We start from the raw sequence: 25577 nt of genomic DNA, 5'->3' as shown, positions 1-25577 counted from the left end.
AATGAACGGCAGGTGAACAGCTCACCAGCCTCGGGAGCCACAATTCGTGACCCGGCAGAAGGTTCAAACTAAAGCACCATCCAGCGGAGACATTTGCTGCCTGTCTCGCAATGGTACAGTTGCTCAACCCGGAAGAGGCGCGACCCGTTCCGCATCCAGAAAGCTTTCCACCTCGGTCAGATCGATCCCGCGGTCGAGATAGGTCTTGCCGATCCCGCGGGCGAGGAGGAAGGGAAGCGTGCCTGCGGCCATCTTCTTGTCGTGTTGCATATGCCCGACCAGCGTCGCGCCATCGGCCCCGATTCCCGCCGCCTGCAATCCGTCGGGCAAGCCGACCCTTCGAAAATGCGCACCCACCCGTTCCGCTTCGGCCACCGGGCAGAGACCGCGGGCGGCCGAGAAGCGAAAGGCCAGGGCGATGCCGGCGGCGACCGCCTCGCCATGGATCAGGCTGCCGTCGAAACCGGCCTCCGCCTCCAGCGCATGGCCGAAGGTGTGGCCGAGGTTGAGAAGGGCGCGGGTGCCGTTCGTCTCGTGCTCGTCCGCCGCGACGATCCTGGCCTTGGCGGCGACCGAATGGGCGATGGCGTATTGACGGGCGTCGACGTCGCCGGCGAGCAGCGCCGGGCCGTGCTCTTCGCACCAGTCGAAGAAGGCGGCATCGTCGATCAGCCCGTATTTGACGACCTCGGCATAGCCGGCCGCCAGCTCGCGCTGGGACAGGCTGTTCAGGACGAGCGGATCGATCAGGACCAGAGAGGGCTGGTGGAACGCTCCGATCAGGTTCTTGCCGGCCGGCGTGTTGATCGCCGTCTTGCCGCCGACGGACGAGTCGACCTGCGAGAGCAGGGTCGTCGGGACCTGGACGAAGCGGCATCCGCGCTTCACGATCGCACAGGCGAAGCCGACCAGATCGCCGATCACGCCGCCGCCCAGCGCGATCACATGGTCGCTGCGCTCGACCCCATGGGCCAGCAGCCAATCGCAGACTTCCGCAAGCCGCGCCCAGCTCTTGCTCGCTTCGCCGGGCGGCAGGACCAGCGCGTCGCTCGCGATCCCGGCCGCAGCCAGCGACGCCTGCAGGGTCGCGAGATGATCGGTCACGTTTCCATCGGTGACGATCGGCATCGCCCGGCCGCGGGCCAACGGTAAGAGGAGATCGCCGGCGCGCGCCAGCAGGCCGGCATCGATATGGATCGGATAGCTGCGCTCGCCGAGCGCGACGGTGACGGTCTTCATCGGCCGATCGCTTTCAATATGGCGTTGACGGTGGCCTCGTGCGGGCCGCGTTGGCTGGAGACATGGATCGGCGCGAGCGCGTAATAGGGATCGCGGCGGCTGGCGAGATCGGTCAGCACCGTCTTCGGATCGCGACCGCGCAGCAGCGGGCGCGTATCGCGTCGGCGGACCCGCTCGGCCAGTACGTCGGGCGAGGCATTGAGCCAGACAGCCAGGCCCTGCTCGAGGATCAGGTTCCGGGTCTCGTCGTTGACGAAGGCGCCGCCGCCGGTCGCGATGACCTTGGGCGTGCCGTCCATCAGCCGGCCGATCACCCGCCGTTCGCCGTCCCGGAAATAGGGCTCGCCGAACCGGTCGAAGATTTCCGTCACCGACAGGCCGGCCGCCGCTTCGATCTCGTGATCCGCGTCCGCGAAGGGGAGGGAAAGGCGCGCGGCCAGGCGGCGCCCGACAGTCGATTTGCCGACGCCCATCAGTCCGACGAGCACGATCGGCCGGCCGGTCCAGGGGGAGTGGCTTTGCATCATGGCGGCGCGCGCTATACAGCCCCAGGGCGCTCGCGCAAAAGGCGCGTGCCTGTCGTCGATTTCTGCCGTTTGCCCAAGGTCGTAGCCATGTCCCGCCTGGTCGTGTTCCTCATCGCGCTTCTCATCGTGGTCGGGGGCGTCCTGTTCCTGCTGGCCGGTCGTGATTCGGAACGACCCGTGGCGCAGGTCGAGAAGCAGGTCTCGCTTGCGAACCTCCAGTAGGGCGCTGGCAGCCGGCCTGACGCTGGCCGCGATGGCGGCCGGGGCGGGGCTGGCGCAGGACCGGCCGGAATCGATCCTGCCGCCCGGCTTCGGCGAGCCGGCAGCGCGTCCCACGCCGCGGCCCACTCCCAGTGGTCAAGCGCCCGCGTCCGCGCCGGCGCCGGTCGTGGCGCCGCCCGCCGATGCACCCGGAGCGATCGTCCAGCCGCTGCCGATCGAGACACCGTCGCCGACGCCGAGCGCGACGCCGAGCCCGGTCGATCCCGCGGCGCTCGCCGCCTTCGAGATGCCGGCCTATGCGCGCCGCTCGCTGCGCAGCGTCGGGATCGACGGTGCCATGCCGGCCGACGCGTTCGGCCGTGCCGACGGGCGCTTCCTCGAGGAACTGATGCGCAGGACAGCCGCGCCGCTTCCGTCGCGCTGGCTGTCGATCGCGCTGCGCCGGCTTCTGGTCTCGCGGCTGAATACGCCCGCCCGGACGGGCGGCGCCGACTTCGCTGCCGAGCGCGCCTGGCTGCTGTTGCGCATGGGCGAGGCCATGGCGGCGCGCGCCGTAGTCCAGCAGGTCGACAATCGCGACTACACGCCCAAACTCTATCAGGTCGCGCTCAACGCCATGCTGGCGACAGGCGACCCGGCCGGGCTGTGCCCGCTGGCCGACGCCGCCTTTCCAGTCACGCGCGAGGGTGGCTGGGCTCTGGCCGGCGCGATGTGCGAGGCACTGGCCGGCGACGGCGCAGCAGCGCGGCAGCGCTACGCGGCGCTTCGCCGCCGCCGCTTCGCCGATCCCTTCGACCTGCGGCTCGCCGAGAAGGTGATCGGCGCCGGCGGGCAGGGGCGGCAGGCCGTGACGATCGAATGGAGCGACGCGGATCGCCTGACGCCCTGGCGCTTCGGCCTCGGCATCGCGACCGGCGTGACCATTCCCGACGAGTTCTATGCCGCTACCGGTCCGCAGGTGAACGGCTGGCGCGCGCTGTCGCCGGCCATCCCGGCGGTGCAGCGGCTTGCGCCGGCAGAGGCGGCGGCGGCGCAGGGCGTCCTGTCGAACATCGCGCTGGTCGATCTCTACGGCGCGGTCGCGGCGATCGATGACGCGCCCGCCACGGCCACGTCGGCGGCGAGCGACCTGCGCACCGCCTATGCCGATCCCGATCCGACGAACCGGCTGGCCGCCCTGAAATCGCTCTGGGGTGCCGACGCGCCCTATGCGCGCCTGATCCTGACCGCGCGCGCGGCCGTGCGCCAGGCGGCGGGACCGAACAACGACGAGGCCGATCGTCTCGTCGCCGCGATGCTCGCCGCCGGCCTCGACCGGACGGCGCAGCGCTGGGCACCATTCGTCCAGGCCGGCGGGCAGGGCTGGGCGATGCTGGCCCTTGCCGACGCCGATTCGGGCCGGCGCTACGCGGCGGGTGCGATCGAGAGTTATTCGGGCGGCGACCTTCGCCGGCGCTTGCTGTTCGCCGGTCTGGCCGGGCTCGGCCGGATGGCGGCGGACGAGGCGCAACGCGAAGCCGAATCGCTGGGGGTCGATCTGGGCGCCGCCAACAGCTGGACGCGCGCGATGGACCGCGCGGTCGAGGCGCGGGAGCCGGGCACCGTCCTTCTCCTCGCCGCGATCGGCATGCAGTCCGACACGTGGCGCGGTGTACCGCCCGCCGCGCTCTACCGGATCGTCGCGGCGCTGCGGGCGGTGGGTCTGGAGGGAGAAGCGCGGATGATCGCCGTCGAGGCGATCGCGCGCGCGTGACGGATCTTGTCGACCGGGCGCTGATCGACCGCTTCCTCGAGATGCTGGCCGCCGAGGCGGGGGCGGCGCGCAACACCGTCGCCGCCTATCGCAGCGACCTGTCGCTCGCCTCGGAGGTTCTCGGGGGACGGCTCGCCGCGGCGGATGCTGCAGGCTTGCAGACGCTTGCCGAGAGCTGGCGAGACCTGTCGCGGGCGACGGTCGCACGCAAGGCGGCGGCCCTGCGCCGCTTCTTCGCCTTCCTGCGCGAGGAGGGGCATCGTCCCGACGACCCGGGCGACGCCCTGCCGCGTCCGGGAGCGGCGCGGCCTTTGCCCAAGGTGCTGACGCCGGCAGATGTCGATCGTCTCTTCGCGGTCATCGCCGCGCGGCTGGACGCCGGGCGCAAGCCCGCGGACCTGCGCCTCGCCGCGCTGGTCGAGCTTCTCTACGGCTCCGGCCTCCGTGCCAGCGAACTCGTCTCGCTGCCGCGCAACGCGATTGCGGTCGACCGGCCCTATCTGGTCCTCAAGGGCAAGGGCGGGCGCGAACGCATGGTGCCGCTGTCGGATCGCGCCCGTGCCGCCGTCGCGGCCTGGCGCGAGCGGGTGCCCGCCGATCAGCCCTTCCTCTTTCCGTCCGGCCAGAAGCATCTCAGCCGGGTGCGCCTCTTCCAGCTGATGCGCGAGCTTGCCGCCGCCGCCGGCATCCCGCCCGATCGCGTCAGCCCGCACGTGCTGCGCCATGCCTTCGCCACGCATCTGCTCGCCGGCGGGGCCGATCTGCGCGCGTTGCAGACGATGCTCGGTCATGCCGACATCGCCACGACCGAAATCTATACCCATGTCGAGGCGGCCCGGCTGGTCGAGCTGGTCAACACCCGTCACCCGCTCGTTGACCTTCGCCCGCACCAGCCGTAACCGCCGCTCTAATGGCTAGCTTCCTCGAATTCGAGAAACCGATCGCCGAGCTTCAGGGCCGGATCGACGAACTGCGCGACACCGCCGCCGACGGCGCGGTCGACATCGCCGCGGAGATCGCCCGTCTCCAGGGCAAGTCCGACAAGCTGCTGCGCGACACCTTCGCCAAGCTGACCCCGTGGCAGAAGACGCAGGTCGCCCGCCACCCGGAGCGGCCGCATTTCAAGGACTATGTCGCCGGCCTGTTCGAGGAGTGGGTGCCGCTCGCGGGGGATCGCGCCTTTGCCGACGATCAGGCGATCATGGGCGGCCTGGCGACGTTTCGCGGCCGGCGCGTGCTCGCGATCGGGCACGAAAAGGGTTCGGACACGGCCACGCGCATCCGCCACAATTTCGGCATGGGCAAGCCCGAGGGTTATCGCAAGGCGATCCGGCTGGTCGAGCTCGCCGACCGGTTCGGACTTCCGGTGGTGACGCTCGTCGATACGTCCGGCGCCTTTCCGGGCATCCAGGCGGAGGAGCGCGGCCAGGCCGAGGCGATCGCGCGCTCGACCGAGGCGTGCCTCGCCGCCGGCGTTCCGGTAGTCGCCGCGATCGTGGGCGAGGGCGGGTCGGGCGGCGCCGTGGCGCTCGCCGCCGGCAATCGCGTGCTGATGTTCGAGCATGCGGTCTATTCGGTCATCAGCCCGGAAGGATGCGCCTCGATCCTGTGGCGCACCGCCGACCGGGCACCCGATGCGGCGGAGGCGATGCGGGTCACCGCGCAGGACCTGAAGTCGCTCGGCATCATCGACACCATTGTCGCGGAACCGCTGGGCGGTGCGCATCGCGACCCGGCGGGCGCGATCAGTGCCCTGGGGGATGCGCTGCACGGGGCGCTGGGCGAGCTAGCGCCGCTCTCGGCGCAGGAACTGCGCAGCGAGCGCCGGTCCAAGTTCCTGAAGATGGGGCGGCTCTAGGAACGATCGCGATCCTCGGGTCGCCAGGTCAGCCGCTTCGGCCCGTTCCAGCGGCGCATGAGTTCGCGCACCAGGCCGCCCTCGTGGAAATACCATCGCCACCAGCGGGCGCGCCGCCGCCGCTCGAACCGCGCTGCCGCGGCGAGCGTGGCCAGGAGCGCCGCGATGACGAGCAGGCCGGCAAGGATGGCTTCGATCACCATGCGCCCAGACTAGGGCGGTTGATCGCCGCAGGCGAGCGGCAATGCGTCTGGAGGCCCGAGCCGGAATCGAACCGGCGTGCAAGGATTTGCAGTCCTCTGCGTAACCACTCCGCCATCGGGCCTCGATCTGCGGGAGGCCGCGCAAATCCTCGACTTTCGCCGCGCCGTCAACCCCGGCCGGGAAAAAGTACGCACCCCGATCCCGCGAGTACGCACTGTTCGTGATTCGTGCCGCCTCAATGCGGAGGTGGAGGCATGAGCGGGCGCCCTCGTCTTCTAGACCTGTTCTGCTGCGCTGGTGGGGCAGGGATGGGCTACCACCAGGCCGGCTTCGACGTCGTCGGGGTCGATCTGTCGCCGCAGCCTCGCTATCCATTCGGCTTCATCCAAATGGATGCCTTAGCCGTCGACATGCGCTTCCTGCGTAGCTTCGACGCGATCCACGCAAGCCCGCCGTGCCAGGGCTACACCGCCATGCGCCACGCGCCGGGGACGAAGGGTGCGCCGCGGCTGATCGCTGTGGTGCGAGCAAGGCTTCAAGCGAGCGGGCTGCCGTGGGTGATCGAGAACGTGGAGGAAGCACGCGGCGAGATGAATGCGCCTGCGATGCTCTGCGGGTCTGCGTTCGGCCTGCGCTCCCACGGCTGCGAGCTGCGACGCCATCGGCTCTTCGAAAGCAACGTCGCTCTCTCCTCGCCGGGCTGCCAGCATGGCACCTCGCCGGTAGTCGGCATCTATGGCGGGCACGCTCGCATCCGCGCGGCTCGACATGGCGGCAGGGGCACGCGCGACGCCTGGCCGAACGGTCATAAGCCGGTCGCCGCGGAGGCCATGGGAATGGACTGGGCACCGCTCGCCGAAATGAGTGAGGCCATCCCACCCGCCTACACCCGCTTTATCGGCGAGCAGCTTCTTGCGCACCTTGCCTCCTCCCGCCTCTCCATCCGGAAGGATGCGGCATGAGCGGGGAGATTAACTGGGGTCCCGGCTCGCCACCGCCGCCCGACCAATGGTGGTCAGAAATCTTGACGACCGCGCAACTGCGGCTTCTGATTGCGATCAACGATCACGACGGCAAGTACTTGGCGAACAAGCGCCGCCAGATCACGTGTGACAGGCTGCGGACGTATGGTCTCGTGGTTCTGCGAGATGGTCGACTACGCCTCACAGACCGAGGCCGCGACGCGCTGACCGAGTTCGCCGAGGAAGGCGAATACGAGATTGATGCGGACGGCTTTGTGCTTTGGGCCAGTCCGCCGGATTACGCCACCCTATCCCCCGATACCTTAGAGGGGAGGGATAGGTGATGGCCGACCGTGTGCGGGCGAATGGCTGCGCCACCGCGCTTTCGTCCTTCGGATCGAGCCGCTGTCGCGTCTCGCCGCTTCGCGCTTCAATCGCTTTCGCAGGAGAACTCTGATGGGCATGTTCGATGACGTTCAGTGCGAGGTGCCGCTGCCAGACGGTTGGGAGGGCTGCGGCCTACAGACAAAGGATCTCGGCTGCACCATGTCTGTCGTCACCATCACCAAGGATGGCCGGCTCGTCGGCGATATGCGGGAGTGGTGGTGGAGCGAGCACAAGCCGGTTCGCGATTTGGACTTCCACGGCGAACTCACCTTCTACGGACATGAAGGTCGGCAACCTGGGACACCGGAGTGGAGATGGCACGAGTATGTCGCCCGGTTCACCGAAGGGCAGCTTGTGAGCATCCGCGAAGCTAGCCGCGATAGGGATGCCAGCTCGGCCGAAGACGCGAAGCGGCTGAGCCCCGAAGGGGTGGCAGCCCGGGCCGAAGGCATCGCCCAACCCGGAGACGCATCATGACCACCGAACCCCGCGCCTCCTTGGTGGAGGTGGACGAAGCCGAGCGCTGGGCGCGCATCATCGACCCGACGCTCTGGGAAGGCCCACTATCGACGCTGGACAGCTCGCGGAAGAGCAGGCCGCATTCTCTGGCAGCGGGGCAGCGGGTGGCAGACGAGATAGCCCGCCTAGAGGCCCTGCGCACCCAGGGGGATGGGGAATGGTTCTTGGTGCCGAGGGAGCCGACAACGGATATGATCCGCGCTGCCGCTATCGTTGACGGGCAGGACGAGCAGCACCCGTATGTCGCGCTGTGGTCCGCCATGCTCTCCGCCGCCCCGACGCAGGCGAGCAGCAGGGAGGAGGGGAAGTGACGGACGAAGAGCTAACCGCGTTTGCATGGCCCGACGCCACGCCGGAAGAGGCCGCGATCCTTTGCGTGAAAACGCCTCCTGAGAAGCGCGCCGTATTCGAGCGGATGGCGTTCGTCGCTGCCGAGCTGAATGCCGGCCGCATTCCGCCGGGCGTCATGGTCGACTGACCCTTGCCGCCCCATCCAACCCGGAATAGCCTGTGACCGAGGAGACGATCATGGAAGACGATTGGGTAGACGAAGCGTCGATCAAGATGATTGATCTGGCAGAGTTCGCCCGCCGCATCGGGGCAGACGTTTCAGAGGAAACGAACACGGTCTATCTCAGAGGCCGGGCCATGCCGCTCGACTGGGGCAAGCTATGGAATCCGCCGATGCCTGTTTGGCACTTGCTGCCTGCCCAATCCAACCCGGAATAGCCTGTGGGAATGAGCGAGATGCTACCACTTAGGTCAGAGTGCGCGTGCATATGCCACAAGATCGGCGGTATCCACGCTACGGCGTGCTGTCGTCCTGACCCGCAGCCGATTAATGCCGAGCCCGGCAGCATCGTCCACTATGAGATCACGCGGGGAGCGGACGGCACACCGATGATAGAGCAAGTCGGCATCGACCCACCAGAACCCGCCGTCCTGTCCGACCGCGCTCTTCTCGCCGCCTTCCATTGCACCGATGGAGAGCCCGGCAACCCGGAGGCGGATGCGTTGCTGGCGGAGATCCGCCGACGCGATCTAGATTTCTGAAACGAAGAAGGCCGACCTTGCGGCCGACCTTCCCGGTACTTCTCCGTTGGAGCGACGCGAAGCATCCTGTGAGAGGGCTCGAATCGCATACAGGAGACGAACCGTCAACATCCACCGCCGTCTCCTGATCGTCATGGCCGTACTGGTGGTGCTGTTGATCGGGATGGTGGGGCGTTTGTGGTTCACCAGTTGAACACAAGCCCCGTTGTGTAACGTGAAGCCCTGTTGGTGATACACAAACGGCGGAAATGATATGGATGTCTTCACCCCCGATAAGCCCCCGTCGCCCGTACCTGCCTCACGATCGCATTGAACGCTGCCGTCACCCCCTGTGTACGGCCTATGTCGTTATCCTGCTGTCCGGACTCCCAGAACGTCACAAGGGGCCATCGCTCCCGGCAGTGCGGCCACAGCACGCGCAGCGCTAGGCGGATCGCCTCGGAGCGCACCGCAGCGGGCTCGTCGCGGCCGATCGCCTGGCGCAGCACCGCGACGGCTAGCTCGACCTTGATTCGCTCCCTGCGGTCCATGGTGCTATGGAACGGATCAGGAACAACGACGCAAGAGATTCGCGATGGCGCGCTGCCGCTTATGCACCAGCAACGACGAGGATGCCGTGATCGAGCACCTGGCCGAGTATACCTGGAACGCCCGTGTCGAGCGGATGGCAGAGGATGTGCCGTGGAGCGAAGCCGGCGCGACATGGCAGGCGCTATTCCGCGAATATGCGGTGTCCGTGGTGCAGGCGCTGAAGGGGTAGGGGCCGATCGCACCGGCCCCGGGTAGATCACGCGAACGCCACCCGCGCGCGACGACGGCGCAGAGCATAGCCCGTCAGACCGAAGCCTGCGAGCATCAGCGCCCAGGTGGAGGGCTCGGGGACGAGTGGTGTGTTGCGGCTGGATACGTTGGAGAAGCTGATCGGCACGCTTCCCGTGGTCGAGAATAGTACCTGAATATCGGTCCCTCCAGCGCGTGTACCGGGAAGGGAGAACTGAAACAGCCGCTGCGCACCACCAGCTGCAACATCGTAGGTGACCGTGTCGCGTATGTAGCCGCCCGGATAGATCGGGGTACAAAATTCGCTGTTCGCGCAGGCGATGTCGAAGGTCGACAGCGTTATGGAGAACGTCGTCGCTGAGGCGGCCTCAACGAATGCGTCGAGCTGGAAGAACCGATTGCTTTGACCATTGTTGATCGCTGGCAAAGAACCAGCGGCCGGGTTGCCGGCAGAAATGGTGAACGTAGCGGCCGAAGCCGGCGCAGCGCACACGGCTACAGCCGCGCAAAGCGCGGCCTTGAGAATCGTCATTGGTAACCTCCCTGTGACGGCTGAGAAGCCGCTACAGGGAGGGTGACCGATATTCGGGCAGAGTCAATGACGTAAGGCTGGGGTGAACCGATTTGGTACGATGCCCTAAGCGGCAGCGATCTTGTCGTGCCAGAGCTTGAGAAGCGGCGCTGGTCGGCTCGCAGGCGCTGTCCCCGTCTGCGCGATGAAGGAGGCGATTGCGTAGGTGTCTTGCCGGAAGTCCGTGTAGAGGGTCATGTTGCCCCCCGTGCGGATGTCGTGCTGCTCGATCATCGTCGCCAGCGTATCGATGCCATCCTGCGAGTTGATGAAGTTCCGCCAGAGCGGCGTGTTGCCCACGTCCTCGAAGCAGCCCTCATATTCGAAGAACTTCCAGCCATTCGCCACCGCATACTGCCGGTGCTGCTCTCGCCGGGTGTAGGCGTCTGGCAACATCGCCAAGATGAGCGACTTGAGCTGCGCGGTGTCATTCGGCCCAAGGTTGAGTCCTTTGTAGCCGCCGATGTATGGAGCGGACGAGATGGACTGGATGTAGGGCCCGATCCCGGCCTGCGCCTTGGTGACCGGATCGTTGTTGCCGGGGTTGTCGTTCTGGAGGTCGATGTTGCAGAGCAAGAGGCTCGCCACCCCCTCCGCCACGAACTCCTCCATGACCCAGACCATGACCTGCTTGTGGCGATAGGACCAGTAGCGCATCACGTGATCGTGGTTGCTGCCGCCCGGATCAGCGTAGAGGCCGGACTGGATGGCCTGATCCGAGAGCCCGCCCGTAGCGGCGATCGTCTGCCATGCACCTTGACCAGGGTTCCAAATCTCGTTGGAGAGGGTCCACATGACAGGCTTGACGCGGGTGCGAGCCCACACCGCCGAGCGCCGCGCCTCCGTCCGCACCCAGTTCTCCGTGGCCTGGAGGGGGATGTGGAGTCGGCCCGAGTTGCCGGTCTGGTCGAAGAAGTCGAGGATGTCTGGAATGCTCGTGAGCATCGGCTGCCCGATGTCGCCCTGCTGGGTCACCCGGTCGAATACGAAGCTCGATAGGCTGACCATGTTCTGCATGTCCATCGCGCGGATGGCCAGCGGGAACTTCGAGTAGCGGCTATGCTCCGCGATGTGCGCCACGTCCCAGTAGCCGGGGCTCACCCGCGTTCCGTCTCCGTTGATCTCGAAGAGGCGGACATTCGCCGGGATGGTCGAGCCGTTGAACTGCGGGGCGATGAACATGAGCGGATCGCCGGTCGGCACCGTGCCTGCTAGCCACCCCTCCAGATCCCAGGGCCAATTGAAGTCGATCCACTTGGTTGAGCCGCTGGACCCGATCGCGGACATGTTTGTGAGCGCGCCGTTCGAAGCAGCCCACTGCACCCCGGTCAGATCTGCGTTGTCCACCATCAGACGCATACGCTGATTGGGAATGCGGGGCGGATGGATGAACATCGCAGGCCGCGCGCCATTTGCGTATGCCTCGGCAGTAGGCGAGCCTACCCGGTCCAACTTGCCTTGCTGTGAAAGATCCGGGCTTCCTCCATTGATAGCGTTTCGCCACGATCCCGAATTTTTGTTCGCTGTGGGAGTGTTGAAGTAGTAATAGACTGCCGGATTAGGATTCACGGCAAAGCTGGCCGTCTCAGCCGGCATAGTCAGGATGCCAGAACTGGTAGCGTCAGGCAGATTGGTTTGGGTAAACTCGAAGACGATATCCTGCCCACGTTCGCTGTCCGGCACCGACTGCGTACCCTCAAAAGAGACGAGGCCGGGCGAAATGAGCGTAGCTATGACGGGCTGTGCCGACTTGATGATGGCTCCGTTGCGGCGCTTGAGCGCACAGGTCCAACCGGTCGGTGCTGCTGGGTCGGTGGTGATGGTGGCATAGGCAAGCCTGCCCCTTGGTCGGCGATCATTGGATGCCACAAAGGCGAGTTCGGTGACCTGAAGTCTAGGATTGATAGAGCCGTAGGTGATTGAAGCGGGCCCTTGCGCAGCGTCAACGCGCTGAGCCACATACTGCCCGCCAATGTGATCTACAGGCAGTGTATATGCTGCGTTACCGTCAAAGTAGAACAGGATGTTTGCGGTAGTGGCGGTCTTTTTTTGATAGCCGATCCTGAGTTCCTTGCCCGCAGCGCGAATAGCATTGAAGTTGAAGTTAGCGCCTGCATCATCTTGCGAAGTTGGAGTTTTGCGAAAAAATTGTACGGTTCCGTTGCCGCTAATGTACACGAACCACCGGTAGCTGCCGTCCGCATTCGATCCTACACTAATTTCAGTGCTATAGTCCGAGGTGGGCCACGTGCTGTAGATTGCGTGAGAGTCCGCCCCGGTATTCTTGAAACCTGTGTTTCGCGGGCTACCACTGATGGTGGTCGGCGCGACCTGGTCATTGCGGGGGAAGCTCGTGCCACCCGCCTCAGCCGCCGCTCGCGCTTCAAAGCCCGAAAAGATTTCCGCGCAAAAGGCAGTCGGATCATAGGTCATGGTGCTGCCCCTCAGTCTGCGTCGATGGTGAGTGCGGTGATGGCGTTGTTGGCCGCGACGAGAACTTGCGTTGGCGCGCCGGGGAACCCGCCGAACGGTATGTTGAAGTCGAGACTGCCGACGATGATGCGGCCACCGTCCGGCCTGCCGGAGATCTGCACGACCGTACCCTGAGCCGGTGGCCCGTAATCCCACGCCTGGTTAAGGGCGGTAATAAAACCGCCGTTGCGATACGCCTCGACCCGGATATTCGTGTTGGTGAAGTACGCGCGGTTGTAGTTTCCGGCGCCGTCATAAGGAATGTAGATGTCGCAATCGATCTGTGCCGAGGCCGTGGCGAACACGGTCGTCTGACTGGTCGAAGTGGTCGGATAGGTTTCCGTTTGACCCGCCGACAGGTTGAACGGTCCCCAATGCGCAGATGGTTGCCTATCTGTTGCGTCGGTGATCGTGATCGTCTTCGACGCAGACACACCCGCGTAACCTGAGTAGCCTGCGAGCGTCGCGGTGACGACGATCGTCTCGTCGCCTTCGACCGCGCTGTCGTCGCTCGTCACGACGTCGAACGAGACGCTGTTCTGCCCGTCCGGGATCGTCAGCGTCGCCGACAGCGCCGTATAGTCGGTTCCGCTGGTTGCGGTGCCACTGGTCGCCAGATTGACGGTGAGCGGCCCGGTAGCGCCGTTCCGCGTGACGGTCAGAGTGCTAGCGACCGTCTGCCCCTCGGCGACATTCGCCGTGCCGCTGTCGAAGCTGATGCTCGGCTGCGGAGTGGGGACAGGGTTCTCCAGCGTCGTCAGCGCAGCATCCAACTCGTCAAAGACCGCTTGTGGGAGACGAGCGAGATTGCTGGACACTGTCACGCCGAGGCTGGCCAACGTCGTTCGGATAGCCGCATGCCGAGCCGAGAAGCCCTGGATGTCCTGCGCCTGGTAGGCGGTGGTGTCGCCGCGGGTGTTGTCGAGGGTGGGCCCAACGACGGGGACGCCCCCCAGCCGCAGCCCCAGCTTCAGGCGACCGAAGCGGCGAAGACCGATCACTTCGCCACCTCAGCGGTCCAGTCCCGGACCCAGCCGAGCTTGCTGCGGCAGTCCTGCCCAGCGCCGCGCAGGTCTACGATCCACGCAGCCACAGCGGCGTCGGTCAGGGTCGCGGGCACTGCGGGTTCGGCCGCGCAGACGAGGCGGTCAGCGGGCGGTGTCACGACGCGCAGCACGGGCTTGTTCGTCGCGCAGCCGGTCGAGAACGCCAGCAACGGCAGGACCGACAGGCGCGTCAGTTCCCTTGGTGCGAACCTCATTGCGGAGCCCTTCCTGGCTGTTGCTGAAGGCGGCGTCGGCCGCGGTCTGGTTGGTGGTGGCGGCCCGGTCGGCCGCGATCGTCCGCTCGGCTGCGTCGAGGCTGGTGGCGGTGCGGTCGTAGTTGATCGCCTGCTCTGCTCTGCGGGCGCCAACCCGGTCGATCATGAAAGCGGCAAACAGGCCGAGAGCGGCCATCGCTAGCACGGCCACGGCGACCAGAGCGGCATTGCGCCAGCGCTCGGGGATGCGGGCGAGCAGAGAGGCCGCCCAGATCACTTCAGGACCGCCACATCGTCCGGTGCGGCCGCAGCGATCGTGACCAGCGCCTTCTTCTGCTGGTGTGAGCGCCACGCCGCATAGGCCATCGGGCCGAACACGGTGACGAGCGTCAGCACGAGCTCAAGGAAGTCGCCGGTGATCCAGCCCTTCGCGACGAGGTAGCCGCCGATCGCCGTGGTGGCGTAGCGGAGCATCACTCCAACCTGCGCGGCGGTCTGATCGGTGTTGACGACGATTGGCGTGGTGTTCGGGTCGGTCATTTCCAGCCTCCATCCCGCAGGGCCCGTTCGAATGCCTGCGCGTAATCTTCGACCAGATCGGCCCGGTCAGTGCCGTTGATGATGCGGCGAGCGGCGATGTACTGGTCGCGCGTCGCGGTGCCGGACGTGGGCAGGTAGTCGGATAGCTTCTTCCCGCTGAACCAGCCCTCATCCATGCCGCGGCGCATAATCCGAGCCGCGAGGTCGGCGTTCATGGCGAGATCGGGGTTGCCGACCAGATCGACGCCCAGCTTGTTGCCGGCCTTCGCATAGTTGGCCTTCCACGTGAGCTGGACGTAGCCTCGGCCGTAGTATTTGGGCCCATCGCCCGCGCAGGTATTGCCATAGGCGATGCACGTCTGCGGCCGCTCGCCGGCGACGTCGTACATGAGGGTGAAGTACGCCTTGCTGCCGCGCTCGCGGATCGGCTGCATCGTCTTAGCCGTTTCGTGCCAGGCCGTGGCCAGCATGTACGCGGCATGCGCCAATGGTGCGCCTTCCACCGCGGCGAGAAGCGTGTTGATGCCGTTGACCTGGCCTTGGTTGAGCGAACCGAGACGGGCGCGGACGGCCGCAAAGAAGGCACCGGGGTTCACTGTACGATCCCCCGATCTTTGAGCGCCTGACGAACGACAGCCTCGTCATGCCGACGCTGCGCATCCTCTTCGAGAAGATCAGCGACCTTGACCAGGGGCGGCAGAAGCGCGCGCATTGCCTCAGTGAGCCCCTTCATTTCGGAATGAGGGATGATCGACGCGGCGAGAACCTGCGCCTCCGTTTCTGGCTCGCGCTTGGCGATCTTTCGGCCACCTGCGATGCCCGCGATGGCCGTCCCGATCACGGTGCCGACGATGGCCGCCGTGCCCAGCCACGGCTCAATGTCCATCGCCAGCGGTCCCGGACTTGGCACGCTGTCCGTCCGCTGTGGCGTTGCTCATCGCCATGCCGTCCATGAAGAGCAGCCCTGCGTAGATCACCGCGGCGGGCGTCTGCCACTCGACTGATAGGCACCCGAATAGCAGGCCGGCCCAAGCCGTCATTCTCGCGCCGCTGCTGACCTGGCGGAGGAACGGGGTCCGCCGCCATGCTCCGTTGATGAAAAGGGTCACCAGCCCAAGAAGGCCAGCCGCGAAGATGGCCCAGCCCCAAACCTCGGCCGAAAACATGCGCCGCAGAGGCGCGTAGAAAGGGCGCGCGAAGGTAGAAGGGCTGGACATGAGGATCGCTCCCCAGCCGGTAGCCATAGCCGCCAGCGCCCACTCCATTTGGCGCTCGCGGAAATGCTTCTGGAGCCGGACGATCAGCATATCCCGCTGTCGGGCCAAGCCTCCGTCTAGATTACCGCCGTCAGGGTGTCGGAGCCTTGCCGAGAAAGGCCGTCTCGACATTGCGTCGGCAGTGACCGGGCTCTTCGCCGAGCAGCATGAACAGGCGGTCGATGATGGGAGCGATGATCAGCGCCCAGCGCGAGCCTCGCATTTCGCCGCGGCCGACATAGCTGCTGATCGTCTCGTCGGCAGAAGGGCAGGCATCGGTCAGGTGCAACAGATAGGCTACCCCGACGACAACGACCTGCGCGAACTGGTCGACGGACACGAGCATCTGCCGAGCCACCTCAGCCAGCCGCACCGGGCCACCCTCCCTCTGCTGGCACCGCCTCGATGTCAGCCGGCGTATCGGCCGCATCAATCGCGGCCCGACGCACCAGTCCTTCGGCATGGCAGGCAGCAACATGGCGACCTACCGCCACGCCCATGGCCACCATCCCCGGACCATCGTGGATGACCGTGCTGTTGTCCTGCATCGTCCAGGCGAGTTCGAACGGCTCACCGGCCTGCATTGCAATCATCGCCATCTGCACCGACCCGCTGATCTTCCCGCGGCTTTCGGCATCGGTGTCGACGCGGCCCAGCGGGGTCGGGCATCCACCGTCCTGTGCTGCGTCGCGAGCAGCCCGCACGACAGCCCAGCGCCGCGCCCGAATGCCGGCGATGTTAGGCACCATGGCGAGTGCGTCAGGGCTCCACTCGTACAGCGCCTCGTCGAAGTCGTCGGGCAAGGCAGCCGAGCCATAGGCCGGATCGTCCGGGATCAGAGCCGCTGGCGCGAGATCATAGTTCGCCGGATTTGCGACTTCGTAGATGACGACCTCCGAGCGGACGATCATGCCGTCACCTCGAGGCGAAGCGCGCCTTGAATGTTGCCGGTTTGCCCCTGGATCGTCACGAACTCGGCTCGATATTCGAGCTGCTTGTCTTCGGTCGGCGAGGTGAAGGAGAAGCCGGCCGACACGGATCCGGGGATGTACTCGTAGTCGGGTTCAGCGGACGATCCACGGTTGATGATCTGGGCTAGAGAGCCATCGACCGTCCCGAGGATGTTCCATGCACCGTTGTCGGTGAGGTTGCGCCACGAGAGCGTCAGGCGGCCACGGCCGCTGCGATTGCCCGTTCCGCTGCCCGCGGCGTCGTAGGTCGCCGAGGAGGTCAGGGTGACGGTCTTGTTCTTCGGGACGGTGGTATTCGCTTGTCCAGTCGCCGACACGTTGCCGCTGAAGGTGGTCGAGCTGACGAACGCGGCCGAGCCGTCGCGCGTCTTCACGATCGTCACCTCCTGATCGTAGTTGACCCCGCCCAGCGTCGCGCGAGCGATGAAGGAGCCCTTGTCGCTGGTAATGTCCTGGAACGTGATCGTATGGCCGCTGATGGCAATCGACGCGACGTTCTGGACGTTGGCATAGCTGTAGCTATCGGCTGCAACCGGCTGGCCGCCCTTGTTGAGCGTGATCTTGCACGAGCCGCCCTGCCACGTGGCCTTCGTCGCACCGAGGGAGGTGGCCGGGATGACGAAGGCGGCGGGGGCGGCGACCACGCCGAAACCGTCGTCTCCGGGCTCGCCATTCTCACCAGCAGCGCCCGACGCCACGAAGGCGATGTCGAGAAGCGAGGTGCCCGCCCCGCCGCCAAGCGTGCTGTCGAAATAAAACAGTCTGTCGGCCGCGACTGCAACCTCGCGATATACGTTGCCGTTACAGAGCCAGCGAACCTTGCCGTTGTCGTACGCGACCTGAAAAACATAGCTGGGATCGTAACCTTGAAATTGCTGGGCGATGAAATTGCCGCTTTCGTAGATTTGCGCCGCGCCGCCTTCCGTCAGAAACCAACAATAGTCGATCGCGGCATAATCGTCCCCGATCGGGTCCGCATTGAGGCCGGCAAAGACGTTCGCACCGCCGCTTTGCCCTGGCCGGAACGAGCACAACGCACCGCCGCGATATCCCTGCTGCGAGTAGCCACCGCCAAGTTCGCCGCTAGTCTTGACGAGCGCGCCGCCTTGCACTTCGACCGGCCCAGACGCGATTAGCGTGAACGCGCTCGCCCCGTCCTTGCCCGGCGGCCCCTCAAGGCCGGTAATGGCGGCGCTGAAGGCCTCCAGAGCCTCGGACGCGGCCTTCCAAGCAGCCTGATAGGCGGTCGGGTCCGGTACCTGCGTCTGCGTGCTGTAGTCGAGCCACGACGGACTTAGCGATTGCAGGTAGTTGTACAGGTCCTGCATGCGCGCAAACGCCGCATTGCGGGCATCGGTCACGCTAGCTGGCGACCCGAGCGCCACGTAACGCGCCTGCAACGCATCTCGCTGTGCCGTCCGCTGGTCGTAATCGATCTTGGCTTGACGCTTCTCGGACGGGTCGAGCCAACCGTCCGAGACGGCGCGCGCAATCTGCGCCTCGACGTCAACGAGCCCTTGAATGACCGGCCAAAGCGACGGATCGTAGGTGGTCGGCGCAGTGCCGGCGATGGCGGACGTCTCGTCCGAGTATGCCGCGTAGATCGCCGGGCTTTCCTCGCGCAGCATCATCGGCACGGTGCCGTCGACCTGTATGGTCATGTCGGCGATGCGGAATAGCTTCTTGTCCCAACCGAGCGGATAGAAGGAGAAGCGGATCGCGTCGCCCTTCTGGAACTTCCATGCCGTCGCCTGAAAGACGGCCTGGAACGTGCCGCCATATTGCTGGCGGGCGAGCCGCAGCTTGGCCAAGCGCTGGGCCTGTCCTGCCGACTGCACCATCGGCAGGTTGACCGTCTCGATGCGGTCGATCCCGTCCGCGCTGGCGATCGACACCTCGGGGTAGTCTACCATCTGGTAGAGCGAGGTCGTGGACGGATCGGTGTACCCGCCGCGGACGATGTTGAACGTGTCGCTCAGCGGCGGGGTCTGATCCCACGTAAACTCGCCGAGCACGTCTGCCGCGGTCAGCTCGCCGATCGGGGTGGCGAGGTCGTTGTAGAGAACGGACAGGCGGATCTTGCCATCGACGTCGTCCAGCACGGCGTTCATTGTCGCTTTGAGGTTGTCGAGCACAAGGCCGGTGTCGTCGCCTTCGCTGACCACGCCGTCACAACGGTAACGTGGCTCCGTGGTTCCGCTGGGGCGCGTGACAGGCTCGTCGCAAATGTTCGCTGCCGTCGCGAAGCTCGCAAGGTCGATGCGCTCAGGCGGGATGCCCTTGCCGACCGCCAGCTTGGCATTGATCCGCCAGCCGAGCAGGTAGGTGAGGGCAACCAGCGCTGGATTGCGGCAGGCACTGGCATCGGTCGACCAAGTTGACTGATCGGAAGGCACGAAGCCGTTGACGCGAGGATCCGCGACCGGGATGCCATCGCCGATGATCGTCATGCGGCTGGGGATCGAACCGCCTGCGAACGGGCTGTCCGTCTTTTTGCTGTTCCCGTTCAACTTGTAGCGGATGTAGACGTAGGCGCAGCCAGTGTACCGGCGAGACGAGCCCATGCGCGGGCCGATGTTGATGGCGTTGGCTGCGCTGCCCTCGAGAACCGGCGTGATCGTCAGATAGCCGGCGTAGGTCGAGGTGACGCCGCCCGATGCCGACCAGGCCAGCTTGTCGTCGAACCAGATTTCGCGGATGCCCCGGACACGATGGCTGGCGACCACGGGGAAGCGGTGGAGATAATCCTGCCCGTTGCTCCACTCCTGATCGCGGATGTCGGTCGCCATGGCCGTGCTGCCGAACACCATCGTGCGCGGGGTGCGCAGGTTGATGGAGGCTTGCAGACGGTCGAGGGAGGCGGCGCTGGTGGACGGACTCTTCGGCTTCGGCGCGAGCAGCGACGCGCCCATGGATACACCAGCGGAGATGAGCGCGAAGTTGCCTGTAACGATGCCCGCAGTCGTCAGGGCGATAGCGGTGACGGCGCGTCCAAGATCCTTGTCGATCAGACTGAGCGGCGAAACGATGACGCCGACAACCTTGCTGATAGCCTTGCCCATCAGCCAACGCTCCAGGCTTTGACCCATCGATCGCGGCCGAACCGCACCAGACCGGGAGCTTCATCCTGTTCGCCGATGAACACGGCATCCGCACCGACACAGACCCCCACCATGCCGTCGACCATCACGAGGTCGCCGCGACGCGCGAAGCCGGGGTCACGCTGCGGAAACAGGGCGTCGATCGTGGAGACGAGCGTTCCGGCGCCGTAGCGCTTCAGCGCTCGCACGCTTCCGGCCGCGGTCGTGTAGCGCCCGCGGTATGCAGTGGCGGGGTCTTCGCCGGTCATGGCCTGCACCGCGCCCGCAGCGAATAGCGCGCAGTCGTTCTTGCCCCAGACGAACTCAGCGCCTTCCTGCGCGGCCAGATAGTCGTGCAGCCGCTCTTCCCAATCGAAAAGCCGGGTCACCATTTCGACATCCCGTTAAGGTTGCCGTCGCCATTGCGGAAGTTGACCCCACCGCCATAGCCGACTGGCGTGTTGTCAATGATCGCCGATCCGCTGACGCCGTTGGCAATCGCGATGGATGCCCGCGCAGACAGATCGCCCGGGTCGAAGGTCTCCTGGTCGAGGTACGTCCGGTTCGACGCCTGCGAATAGGCGGCGAGGTAGCTCTGGATCGTCAGGTTGATCGTCTGGCTTTCCGGTGCGCCGGCGATCGTCAGCGAGGTCATCCAGCCCGTGTAGTACGGCTGGAGAGCGCCCCGCTGCGTACCGTATTCGTCCCGGATCATGCGCCAGAGCCGGGCCGTGCGGCCCTGCCAGTTGGCCTTGTTGCCGATGACGTTCAGCAGGTCCGCGTCGAGCGAAACGAGGCCCGATAGCTTGGCGGTCACGCTGTCGGATCCGCCGTCCTTGTTCCGCACCGGCCCGACATCGACTACGGTGGGGTCAATGCCATCGAAGGTGAAGCCGTCGAGGTCCGCGTTGCCGGTGCTAGTGAAGCTGACCGAATGCCCTGACGTGTTTGCCCGGAGTGGGTCGCCGAGGATGTCGAGATAGCAGAAGAAGACCGGCCGAATGATCTGTGCGTCGAGCGCCGCACTGGCGGCAGCGTCGGGCCGGCTCACCGGGCTTCCTCGCACTCGATCGAGAAGTTCGCGAGGCCGTCCGCGCGCTGCAAGCTGAAGGGCTTCGTCATCGCCATCAGGGCGAACGGGTTGGCGAGTTCGACTGCGGTGCCAGCGACCGGGATCTCGCCCAACTCGGGTCCGAACACCGCGGTGCCCATACCCTGCCCATTGGTGACGAGTGGCAGGGTGAGGCAGACAAGCCGGAAGTGCCCGCTCGGCAGCTGGACGGTCAGGAACTTGCCCGCCGTCAGCACCGTGGCGTTGGCCGGCAGGTTCTCCATCGGCAGCGTGTCTGAGTTGCCGGCACCGGTGCGCACCGTCGCGGTCGTCACGTCGGTCTGCTGGCACCCGGCCTGAAGTCGGAAGGTGTTCCGCATGCCGCGGAGCGCAACGAAGAAAGCGCGGATCCCGGCCTCTTCATCCTCGGTCGCAATGCCCTCGATCGTGGCGGTCGACGACCAGAGAGACGCGCCAGGCAGGCCGACGACCTTGCGCGTTCCCGTCCAACCCGAGCGGTTGACCTGCGCCGGCTCGTTGAGCGTCCATCCCTCCGACGCGAGTTCGACGCCTGAAGGGAACAGGATTTCGGCCATGCTCCCTGCGCTATGGGGCGGCAGGGCAGGGGATTACCGCCGTCAGAGCATGGGGCGTCGCAGGCGATCGACCGTGCTGGCTGTGGCAGCGTCGACGATGGTGGGCGCGGCCTGCCTCACCACCTCAACCGCTGCGGCTGCGCTGCGGCCATCGATCCGGGCGTTGAGGTCGTCGGAGAGCTCGACTCGGATCGTCGTCATGTTCTGAACGATCTGCTGCGGGCGCTCGGCTCGCGTCTGTCCAAGCGGGATCACCGTGCCGCCCTGCGAGTCCATGCGCAGCAGCTCCATGCCGCCAGACTGCTCATTGACGCGCACGGTCTGGCCGGGGCCGACGTAGCCGCCAGAGGCGCGGCCAAAGACCGATGCCAGGGTTGCGGCAATGCCCCCGCCGCTATTGCCGCCACTGAAGAGCGCCGTCGCCAGCGGCTTGATGATCGACTGCTGGATTGCGATCCGCAGCAGGTCGGCGATGATCTGCTTGGCCACATTGTGAAACACGTCGCCAAGGTTCTTGGAGTTGACGATCGCATCAGCCAACTGACCGTTCAGAGCTTGGAGGCCGTCGACAGCAACACCATCATAGGCTTCCTTCAGGTCCTGACCCACCGCCCGGATGTCGCGCTGGTAACGCGCGGCCGCGCCTTCGTACTGCCGCTCTGCGCCCTCACGACGCATTCCATAGAGCGTGCCTAGCTGGTCGAGCCGCTTCTGCGCGATGGCTTTCTCGACTTCCGTGCTCTTTTTGGAAGCAAGGACGGCCTCAAGCTCAAGGCGCTCGCGCTCGAACGCGAGATCAAGCAAACGCACAGCCGCGGCCCGACGCTCGCCCTTAGTTTCGGCAAGGTTGCCCTGCTCATTCACAAGGTCGGTCTGGTTGGTCAGATCAGCCTTTTGTAGGGCCAGCGTTTCGTCGAGAAAGCGCTGGGCCTCGTTGATGTTTACCAGCCGGATGCGGGCACTCGCGATCCGATCCTCGATGCCAGAGAGTTCGGCTTTCTGGGCAGAGGATCGATCTGGATCCGCCTTGATCGCAGCCTTGGCGGCGTCGCGCTCGGCGATGATGCGTAGACGCGCGGCCTGATCTTGAAGGCGCGTATCGGAAGTGAGGTCGGCTTCTGCCGCTGCTAGTTCCGCCTGTCCGCGAAGACGCTGGCCTACGAACTGCGCCTGTTCGCGGGCCTGCTTTTCGGCCTCACGCTCTGCCTTTCGGGCAGCCGCCTCAGCCTTGCGCTTGGCGGCAGCGTCTTCTCGAGCCTGCTTGTCGCTGTCCTTTTTGGCTTCCGCAGCCCGAGCGCCGGTCGCAGCTTTCTCAAGGTTTCGAAGCCGGATCTCAGCCGCGTTTAAAGCGATCTGCGCCTGGTCAAGCTCAAGCTGGCTTTGCCGAGCGTTAACCGATGTGGAGGCGGCTCCACGCCCCGGTATGCCAAGTCCCCCTGGAGCGGCGCGCTCGGTCGCTGCCGCAGCTGACGCATAGGCTCTGGCGAGGGTGAGTTGAGCCTGAGCATTGTTAAGCGTCGCCCGCGCTTCAAGCGTCATGGCTTGCGCTTTGGCGAGCGAAGCTACACGAGCGCGCTCGGTTTGATTTACCGTACCACCCAGCACGCCTTGCAGTATCTGCTCGGCTTCAGCCGTGGCTTCTGCAGCCTTCTTCGTCTCGTCGTGAGCAGCCTTCAAGCTGAAGAGCTTCTCGGCCAACACGCCAGCGATTGATCCCGCCGCGAGGAGCGCCGCCCCCCAAGGACCCGCAAAGAAGGTTGCTACGCGCGCTGCGCGGCCGCCCGTATCCGCCAGTGCGTCCGCCACCTGCGGGGCCTGCTGAGCTAGGGTGAGAAAGGGCGATTGACCGCCTGCCAAGCCGACACCAATGTCCGAAATTTGGCGGCCAAGGTTGCGCTGAGCATTACCGGCCCTCGCAGAAGCCTTTTCAACGGACTGGGCCGCTTTGGTGGCGGCTATATCCTCAGCGTTAGCCTTGCGCGCGGCCTCACGAGCCACTTCGTCAGCGGTTCGCTTTGCGCGCGCCTCCTCTTGCTGGCGGGCTTTCTCCTGCGCAGCGACCTGCCTCTGTGCTGCGATCTCCTCGGCTGAAGCTTTGCGTTCGGCTGCTCGGGCCGCAGCTTGTGCCGCCCGTTCAGCAGCGGCCTGCTCGCGTTGAGCGGCCTTATCAGCAGCCCCCTGGGCGCGAGCGGCAGCAGCCTCCTCGGCGTCACCTTTCTTCGCGGCCGCCTTCTCTGCCGCCGCCTTGGCGCGCTCGGCTGCGGCAGATTGCTTCTGAGCGGCACGTTCGGCAGCTTCCGCGGCCCGTTGAGCGGCAGCAGCCTCTCTGTCGGCCTTGGTCTGAGCCGCCGCCTCGGCTCGAAGCGCTGCCTTCTGCGCGGCTTCCTCTACGCGGAGCCGCGCCTTTTCCGCTGCTTCCGCAATCCTGGCAGCCGCCTTCTCTTCAGCAGCAGCCTTCTTCTCGGCTGCCTTTTGAATGGCCGCTTCCGCCTTCGCGGCGGATGCCTCTGTCTTCGACATCGCCGCTTCTGTGGTTGAAGCGGCGCCGGTGATCGCGGCGGTGTAGCCATCGGTTTTGGCAACAAGCTCGATTACAACCCGATCAGCAGTTTCCGCCACCTCTGGCCTCCAACAGCTTGCCGAGCCTTACTGGATCGGCTGGTGACGGCGATCCACCATGAGCATCATTCCAAGCCCAGAGCAGCGCCTGATACTCCCACCATGTCAGGGCTCGCCAATCGACCCCGATGACTGCGCAGTTCGCGATGACTTGCGCGAAGTCGATCGGCGCTTTGAGGTCGCCGGCTTTGCCGCCGGCTCCACTTTTTTTGGCGGCGTGTACCCTTCAATGCGAGCTGCGAGAATGGCGGCGGCAGTAGCCCAAGCGTCCCTTAACGGCGCTGCGAGCACATAGCGTTCAACCAGACCCTTTGCCGTCAAGGCGCTAACCGCCACTTCGACTCCGTTCACTAGGCCCTTGCCGCCGCCGATAAGAGCCAGTCGGATAGTCTCTGCGAGATCCTCAACATAGGCTTCCGCTTGGCCTGTCACGCCAATCGTTTCGCCTTCAAGAAGGTACCTGCCCTTCAGCACCCGCGCGTAGATTGCAAATACGCCGCAGCCACGCTTTTCCTGAAGCTCGGCAAGCTGCGGGAGCTTGAGGTCGAAGAGGTATTCGCCGTCGCCGAAATGAAGCTCCAGCGCCGTGACAGGGGTCACGTGGCCGGCGTCCAGACCAGATCGTTCTCGCCCGCGATCGTGATCTCCATCGTGGAGTCGCCGCTGGTCTGGAGGTTCAGGTTTTTGGCGGTCATCACGCCCTGGCCCGCGAAGGTGCCGAGCAAATCGCCAGCGTCCGTGCCATCGTAGCGGATGGCGTCGATCTCGTAGTTCTTGTGCTGGCCCAGAGCGGCCTTGAGCTTGGTCAGCTGGTCGGCGTTGGCGACACCTGAGCCAGTCACGTCCCAGCTGAGATTGTTGACGCGGATACCGCGGCGAGGAAGCTGGCCGGGCTTTGCACAGTCCCGGCGGAAACGGTCGGTGGTGCCGGCCGTCTCGTTGACCGTCACATTCTCGATACCGCAGGCGACCTCGAACACTTCGGTGTTCGCGCCGTTGCCGATGCGGATGACCGCGGCGTCAATCTCGGTGGGATAGGACATGCGGCACTCCGGGCAAGAACGTACCCGGTGGTGCTACTCAGGGGAGTGTAGAGCCGTTACCGCCGTCAGGGACAACCTTCAGCCTTCTCCAAGCCGGCCCTTGTAGTATACGGGGTCGAGCCGCCAAATGTTGCTTGAACCCGTCTGTTCTGAAGCGCGATATTCGCGGCCCTGAAGGTATCTGCCTGCTTTGCGGAAGTCCCGTTAGGAATGATGATATTCCCATCAGCATCGCAGCGGATCGGCTTATCGCACGAGCCAAGCAGCGCCGCTGAGACCATGGCCAGAAGTGCCATCCTCACTCGCCGCTCCTATCCGCGATCATCGCCGTCCGCTCCTTCATCTGCTCACGTAGGAACTGCGCTCGCCGCTCGGAAGCGGGATCAATGGCTGGAGGCGGATCCAGATCCAACAGGATGGCCCGCAACTGGTGCGCGATGCCACGCTGGATCTCGGCTTCGTGCGCGTAGGGGGAGCGGTCTGCCAGCAGGTCATACTCGCGGGCTAAAGCGACGACAGCAGCCTCGCTGATCGTGCCGGCGCGCACCATCAGTTTGATGGCAGCAACGGCCAGGCCGGCGTTGATCTGCTCCTGTTCGCTCACCCAGCCTGT

The 25577-nt window shown here is 65.5% G+C and carries 33 protein-coding genes and 1 tRNA gene; 11 read left to right on the top strand and 23 right to left on the bottom strand.

All coding sequences use genetic code 11. From position 1 onward, the window contains the following. Positions 1–123 precede the first annotated feature (123 nt). Both aroB and IEX18_RS00490 read right to left on the bottom strand, forming a co-directional pair. Positions 124–1239, bottom strand: a complete 1116-nt coding sequence (gene aroB, locus IEX18_RS00495) for a 3-dehydroquinate synthase (protein WP_188656669.1) — start codon at positions 1237–1239, stop codon at positions 124–126. Continuing rightward, positions 1236–1766, bottom strand: coding sequence for a shikimate kinase (locus IEX18_RS00490; RefSeq protein ID WP_188656668.1), 531 nt, complete (start codon positions 1764–1766; stop codon positions 1236–1238). Before IEX18_RS00490 ends, aroB begins: the two co-directional genes overlap by 4 nt. Before the next feature lie 388 nt (positions 1767–2154). Here IEX18_RS00490 and IEX18_RS00485 point away from each other — a divergent pair, with 388 nt between their 5' ends. The 3 genes from IEX18_RS00485 to IEX18_RS00475 are packed head-to-tail and all read left to right on the top strand — an operon-like array spanning position 2155 to position 5599. Next, positions 2155–3741 carry a hypothetical protein gene (locus IEX18_RS00485; RefSeq protein WP_308419314.1) on the top strand — a complete coding sequence of 529 codons (1587 nt, stop codon included), beginning with the start codon at positions 2155–2157 and terminating at the stop codon, positions 3739–3741. Further along, positions 3738–4640 carry a tyrosine-type recombinase/integrase gene (locus IEX18_RS00480; protein ID WP_268234931.1) on the top strand — a complete coding sequence of 301 codons (903 nt, stop codon included), beginning with the start codon at positions 3738–3740 and terminating at the stop codon, positions 4638–4640. The genes IEX18_RS00485 and IEX18_RS00480 overlap by 4 nt, the downstream gene beginning before the upstream one ends. A gap of 11 nt (positions 4641–4651) precedes the next feature. Continuing rightward, positions 4652–5599 (top strand): acetyl-CoA carboxylase carboxyltransferase subunit alpha, encoded by a 948-nt coding sequence (locus IEX18_RS00475; RefSeq protein WP_188656667.1) that lies wholly within the window; start codon positions 4652–4654, stop codon positions 5597–5599. Here the strand turns inward: IEX18_RS00475 and IEX18_RS00470 are convergent. Beyond that, a complete protein-coding gene (locus tag IEX18_RS00470; RefSeq protein WP_188656666.1) occupies positions 5596–5802 on the bottom strand; it encodes a hypothetical protein in 207 nt (68 codons plus the stop codon). The genes IEX18_RS00475 and IEX18_RS00470 overlap by 4 nt on opposite strands. Before the next feature lie 48 nt (positions 5803–5850). After that, positions 5851–5924: transfer RNA gene (locus tag IEX18_RS00465), tRNA-Cys, on the bottom strand. 187 nt (positions 5925–6111) lie between these two features. Here IEX18_RS00465 and IEX18_RS00460 point away from each other — a divergent pair. The 7 genes from IEX18_RS00460 to IEX18_RS00430 all read left to right on the top strand — a co-directional run bounded on the left by IEX18_RS00460 (position 6112) and on the right by IEX18_RS00430 (position 8724). Next, the gene (locus IEX18_RS00460; protein ID WP_229664282.1) at positions 6112–6765 is read left to right on the top strand and encodes a DNA cytosine methyltransferase; all 654 of its coding nucleotides are present in this window, start codon (positions 6112–6114) and stop codon (positions 6763–6765) included. After that, the gene (locus IEX18_RS00455) at positions 6762–7109 is read left to right on the top strand and encodes a hypothetical protein (RefSeq protein WP_188656664.1); all 348 of its coding nucleotides are present in this window, start codon (positions 6762–6764) and stop codon (positions 7107–7109) included. Before IEX18_RS00460 ends, IEX18_RS00455 begins: the two co-directional genes overlap by 4 nt. A 112-nt stretch (positions 7110–7221) precedes the next feature. Then, positions 7222–7629 (top strand): hypothetical protein, encoded by a 408-nt coding sequence (locus IEX18_RS00450; RefSeq protein ID WP_188656663.1) that lies wholly within the window; start codon positions 7222–7224, stop codon positions 7627–7629. Next, positions 7626–7982, top strand: coding sequence for a hypothetical protein (locus IEX18_RS00445; RefSeq protein ID WP_188656662.1), 357 nt, complete (start codon positions 7626–7628; stop codon positions 7980–7982). Before IEX18_RS00450 ends, IEX18_RS00445 begins: the two co-directional genes overlap by 4 nt. Next, positions 7979–8149: a hypothetical protein gene (locus IEX18_RS00440; RefSeq protein WP_188656661.1), complete on the top strand. Its 171-nt coding sequence runs from the start codon at positions 7979–7981 to the stop codon at positions 8147–8149. Before IEX18_RS00445 ends, IEX18_RS00440 begins: the two co-directional genes overlap by 4 nt. Positions 8150–8199: 50 nt before the next feature. Then, positions 8200–8400, top strand: coding sequence for a hypothetical protein (locus tag IEX18_RS00435; RefSeq protein WP_188656660.1), 201 nt, complete (start codon positions 8200–8202; stop codon positions 8398–8400). A gap of 9 nt (positions 8401–8409) precedes the next feature. Beyond that, complete coding sequence (locus IEX18_RS00430) at positions 8410–8724, top strand: hypothetical protein (RefSeq protein WP_188656659.1); 315 nt, start codon at positions 8410–8412, stop codon at positions 8722–8724. 263 nt (positions 8725–8987) lie between these two features. Here IEX18_RS00430 and IEX18_RS00425 read toward each other — a convergent pair whose 3' ends face one another. Further along, positions 8988–9254, bottom strand: a complete 267-nt coding sequence (locus IEX18_RS00425; protein WP_188656658.1) for a hypothetical protein — start codon at positions 9252–9254, stop codon at positions 8988–8990. Between the two features lie 44 nt (positions 9255–9298). On the opposite strand from IEX18_RS00425, the gene IEX18_RS00420 reads away from it, so the two are divergent. Next, positions 9299–9484: a hypothetical protein gene (locus IEX18_RS00420; protein ID WP_188656657.1), complete on the top strand. Its 186-nt coding sequence runs from the start codon at positions 9299–9301 to the stop codon at positions 9482–9484. 27 nt (positions 9485–9511) lie between these two features. Here the strand turns inward: IEX18_RS00420 and IEX18_RS00415 are convergent, their stop codons facing one another. The 18 genes from IEX18_RS00415 to IEX18_RS00330 form a co-directional block, all read right to left on the bottom strand. Continuing rightward, positions 9512–10036 carry a PEPxxWA-CTERM sorting domain-containing protein gene (locus IEX18_RS00415; RefSeq protein WP_188656656.1) on the bottom strand — a complete coding sequence of 175 codons (525 nt, stop codon included), beginning with the start codon at positions 10034–10036 and terminating at the stop codon, positions 9512–9514. A gap of 105 nt (positions 10037–10141) precedes the next feature. Further along, the gene (locus tag IEX18_RS00410) at positions 10142–12508 is read right to left on the bottom strand and encodes a hypothetical protein (RefSeq protein WP_188656655.1); all 2367 of its coding nucleotides are present in this window, start codon (positions 12506–12508) and stop codon (positions 10142–10144) included. A gap of 11 nt (positions 12509–12519) precedes the next feature. Next, on the bottom strand, positions 12520–13548 hold the full coding sequence (locus IEX18_RS00405) for a Calx-beta domain-containing protein (RefSeq protein ID WP_188656654.1): 1029 nt from the start codon (positions 13546–13548) through the stop codon (positions 12520–12522). A 147-nt stretch (positions 13549–13695) separates the two neighbouring features. Then, positions 13696–14085 carry a hypothetical protein gene (locus IEX18_RS00400; RefSeq protein WP_188656653.1) on the bottom strand — a complete coding sequence of 130 codons (390 nt, stop codon included), beginning with the start codon at positions 14083–14085 and terminating at the stop codon, positions 13696–13698. Then, on the bottom strand, positions 14082–14348 hold the full coding sequence (locus IEX18_RS00395) for a Pam3-gp28 family putative phage holin (RefSeq protein ID WP_188656652.1): 267 nt from the start codon (positions 14346–14348) through the stop codon (positions 14082–14084). The genes IEX18_RS00400 and IEX18_RS00395 overlap by 4 nt, the downstream gene beginning before the upstream one ends. Continuing rightward, complete coding sequence (locus tag IEX18_RS00390; protein ID WP_188656651.1) at positions 14345–14944, bottom strand: glycoside hydrolase family 19 protein; 600 nt, start codon at positions 14942–14944, stop codon at positions 14345–14347. The genes IEX18_RS00395 and IEX18_RS00390 overlap by 4 nt, the downstream gene beginning before the upstream one ends. Continuing rightward, entirely contained in the window at positions 14941–15234 is a 294-nt protein-coding gene (locus tag IEX18_RS00385) for a hypothetical protein (protein ID WP_188656650.1), read from the bottom strand. The genes IEX18_RS00390 and IEX18_RS00385 overlap by 4 nt, the downstream gene beginning before the upstream one ends. Further along, positions 15224–15655: a hypothetical protein gene (locus IEX18_RS00380; protein ID WP_188656649.1), complete on the bottom strand. Its 432-nt coding sequence runs from the start codon at positions 15653–15655 to the stop codon at positions 15224–15226. The genes IEX18_RS00385 and IEX18_RS00380 overlap by 11 nt, the downstream gene beginning before the upstream one ends. Before the next feature lie 40 nt (positions 15656–15695). Further along, a complete protein-coding gene (locus IEX18_RS00375) occupies positions 15696–15950 on the bottom strand; it encodes a hypothetical protein (RefSeq protein WP_188656648.1) in 255 nt (84 codons plus the stop codon). Between the two features lie 13 nt (positions 15951–15963). Continuing rightward, a complete protein-coding gene (locus IEX18_RS00370) occupies positions 15964–16515 on the bottom strand; it encodes a DUF4376 domain-containing protein (protein ID WP_188656647.1) in 552 nt (183 codons plus the stop codon). Then, positions 16512–19637: a phage tail protein gene (locus IEX18_RS00365; RefSeq protein WP_188656646.1), complete on the bottom strand. Its 3126-nt coding sequence runs from the start codon at positions 19635–19637 to the stop codon at positions 16512–16514. The genes IEX18_RS00370 and IEX18_RS00365 overlap by 4 nt, the downstream gene beginning before the upstream one ends. Then, entirely contained in the window at positions 19637–20047 is a 411-nt protein-coding gene (locus IEX18_RS00360) for a DUF6950 family protein (protein WP_188656645.1), read from the bottom strand. The genes IEX18_RS00365 and IEX18_RS00360 overlap by 1 nt, the downstream gene beginning before the upstream one ends. After that, positions 20041–20706, bottom strand: coding sequence for a hypothetical protein (locus tag IEX18_RS00355; protein WP_188656644.1), 666 nt, complete (start codon positions 20704–20706; stop codon positions 20041–20043). The genes IEX18_RS00360 and IEX18_RS00355 overlap by 7 nt, the downstream gene beginning before the upstream one ends. Further along, positions 20703–21302, bottom strand: coding sequence for a hypothetical protein (locus tag IEX18_RS00350; RefSeq protein ID WP_188656643.1), 600 nt, complete (start codon positions 21300–21302; stop codon positions 20703–20705). The genes IEX18_RS00355 and IEX18_RS00350 overlap by 4 nt, the downstream gene beginning before the upstream one ends. A 42-nt stretch (positions 21303–21344) precedes the next feature. After that, positions 21345–23921, bottom strand: coding sequence for a phage tail length tape measure family protein (locus IEX18_RS00345; protein WP_188656642.1), 2577 nt, complete (start codon positions 23919–23921; stop codon positions 21345–21347). 105 nt (positions 23922–24026) lie between these two features. Next, positions 24027–24521 carry a gene transfer agent family protein gene (locus IEX18_RS00340; RefSeq protein WP_188656641.1) on the bottom strand — a complete coding sequence of 165 codons (495 nt, stop codon included), beginning with the start codon at positions 24519–24521 and terminating at the stop codon, positions 24027–24029. Next, positions 24518–24964: a hypothetical protein gene (locus IEX18_RS00335; protein ID WP_188656640.1), complete on the bottom strand. Its 447-nt coding sequence runs from the start codon at positions 24962–24964 to the stop codon at positions 24518–24520. The genes IEX18_RS00340 and IEX18_RS00335 overlap by 4 nt, the downstream gene beginning before the upstream one ends. Before the next feature lie 298 nt (positions 24965–25262). Further along, complete coding sequence (locus IEX18_RS00330) at positions 25263–25568, bottom strand: hypothetical protein (protein WP_188656639.1); 306 nt, start codon at positions 25566–25568, stop codon at positions 25263–25265. Positions 25569–25577: the final 9 nt, after the last annotated feature.

Origin of the sequence: Sphingomonas metalli, from assembly GCF_014641735.1 — a bacterium.
Lineage (GTDB): Bacteria > Pseudomonadota > Alphaproteobacteria > Sphingomonadales > Sphingomonadaceae > Sphingomonas > Sphingomonas metalli.
This window is presented reverse-complemented; position numbering and strand designations above follow the sequence as displayed.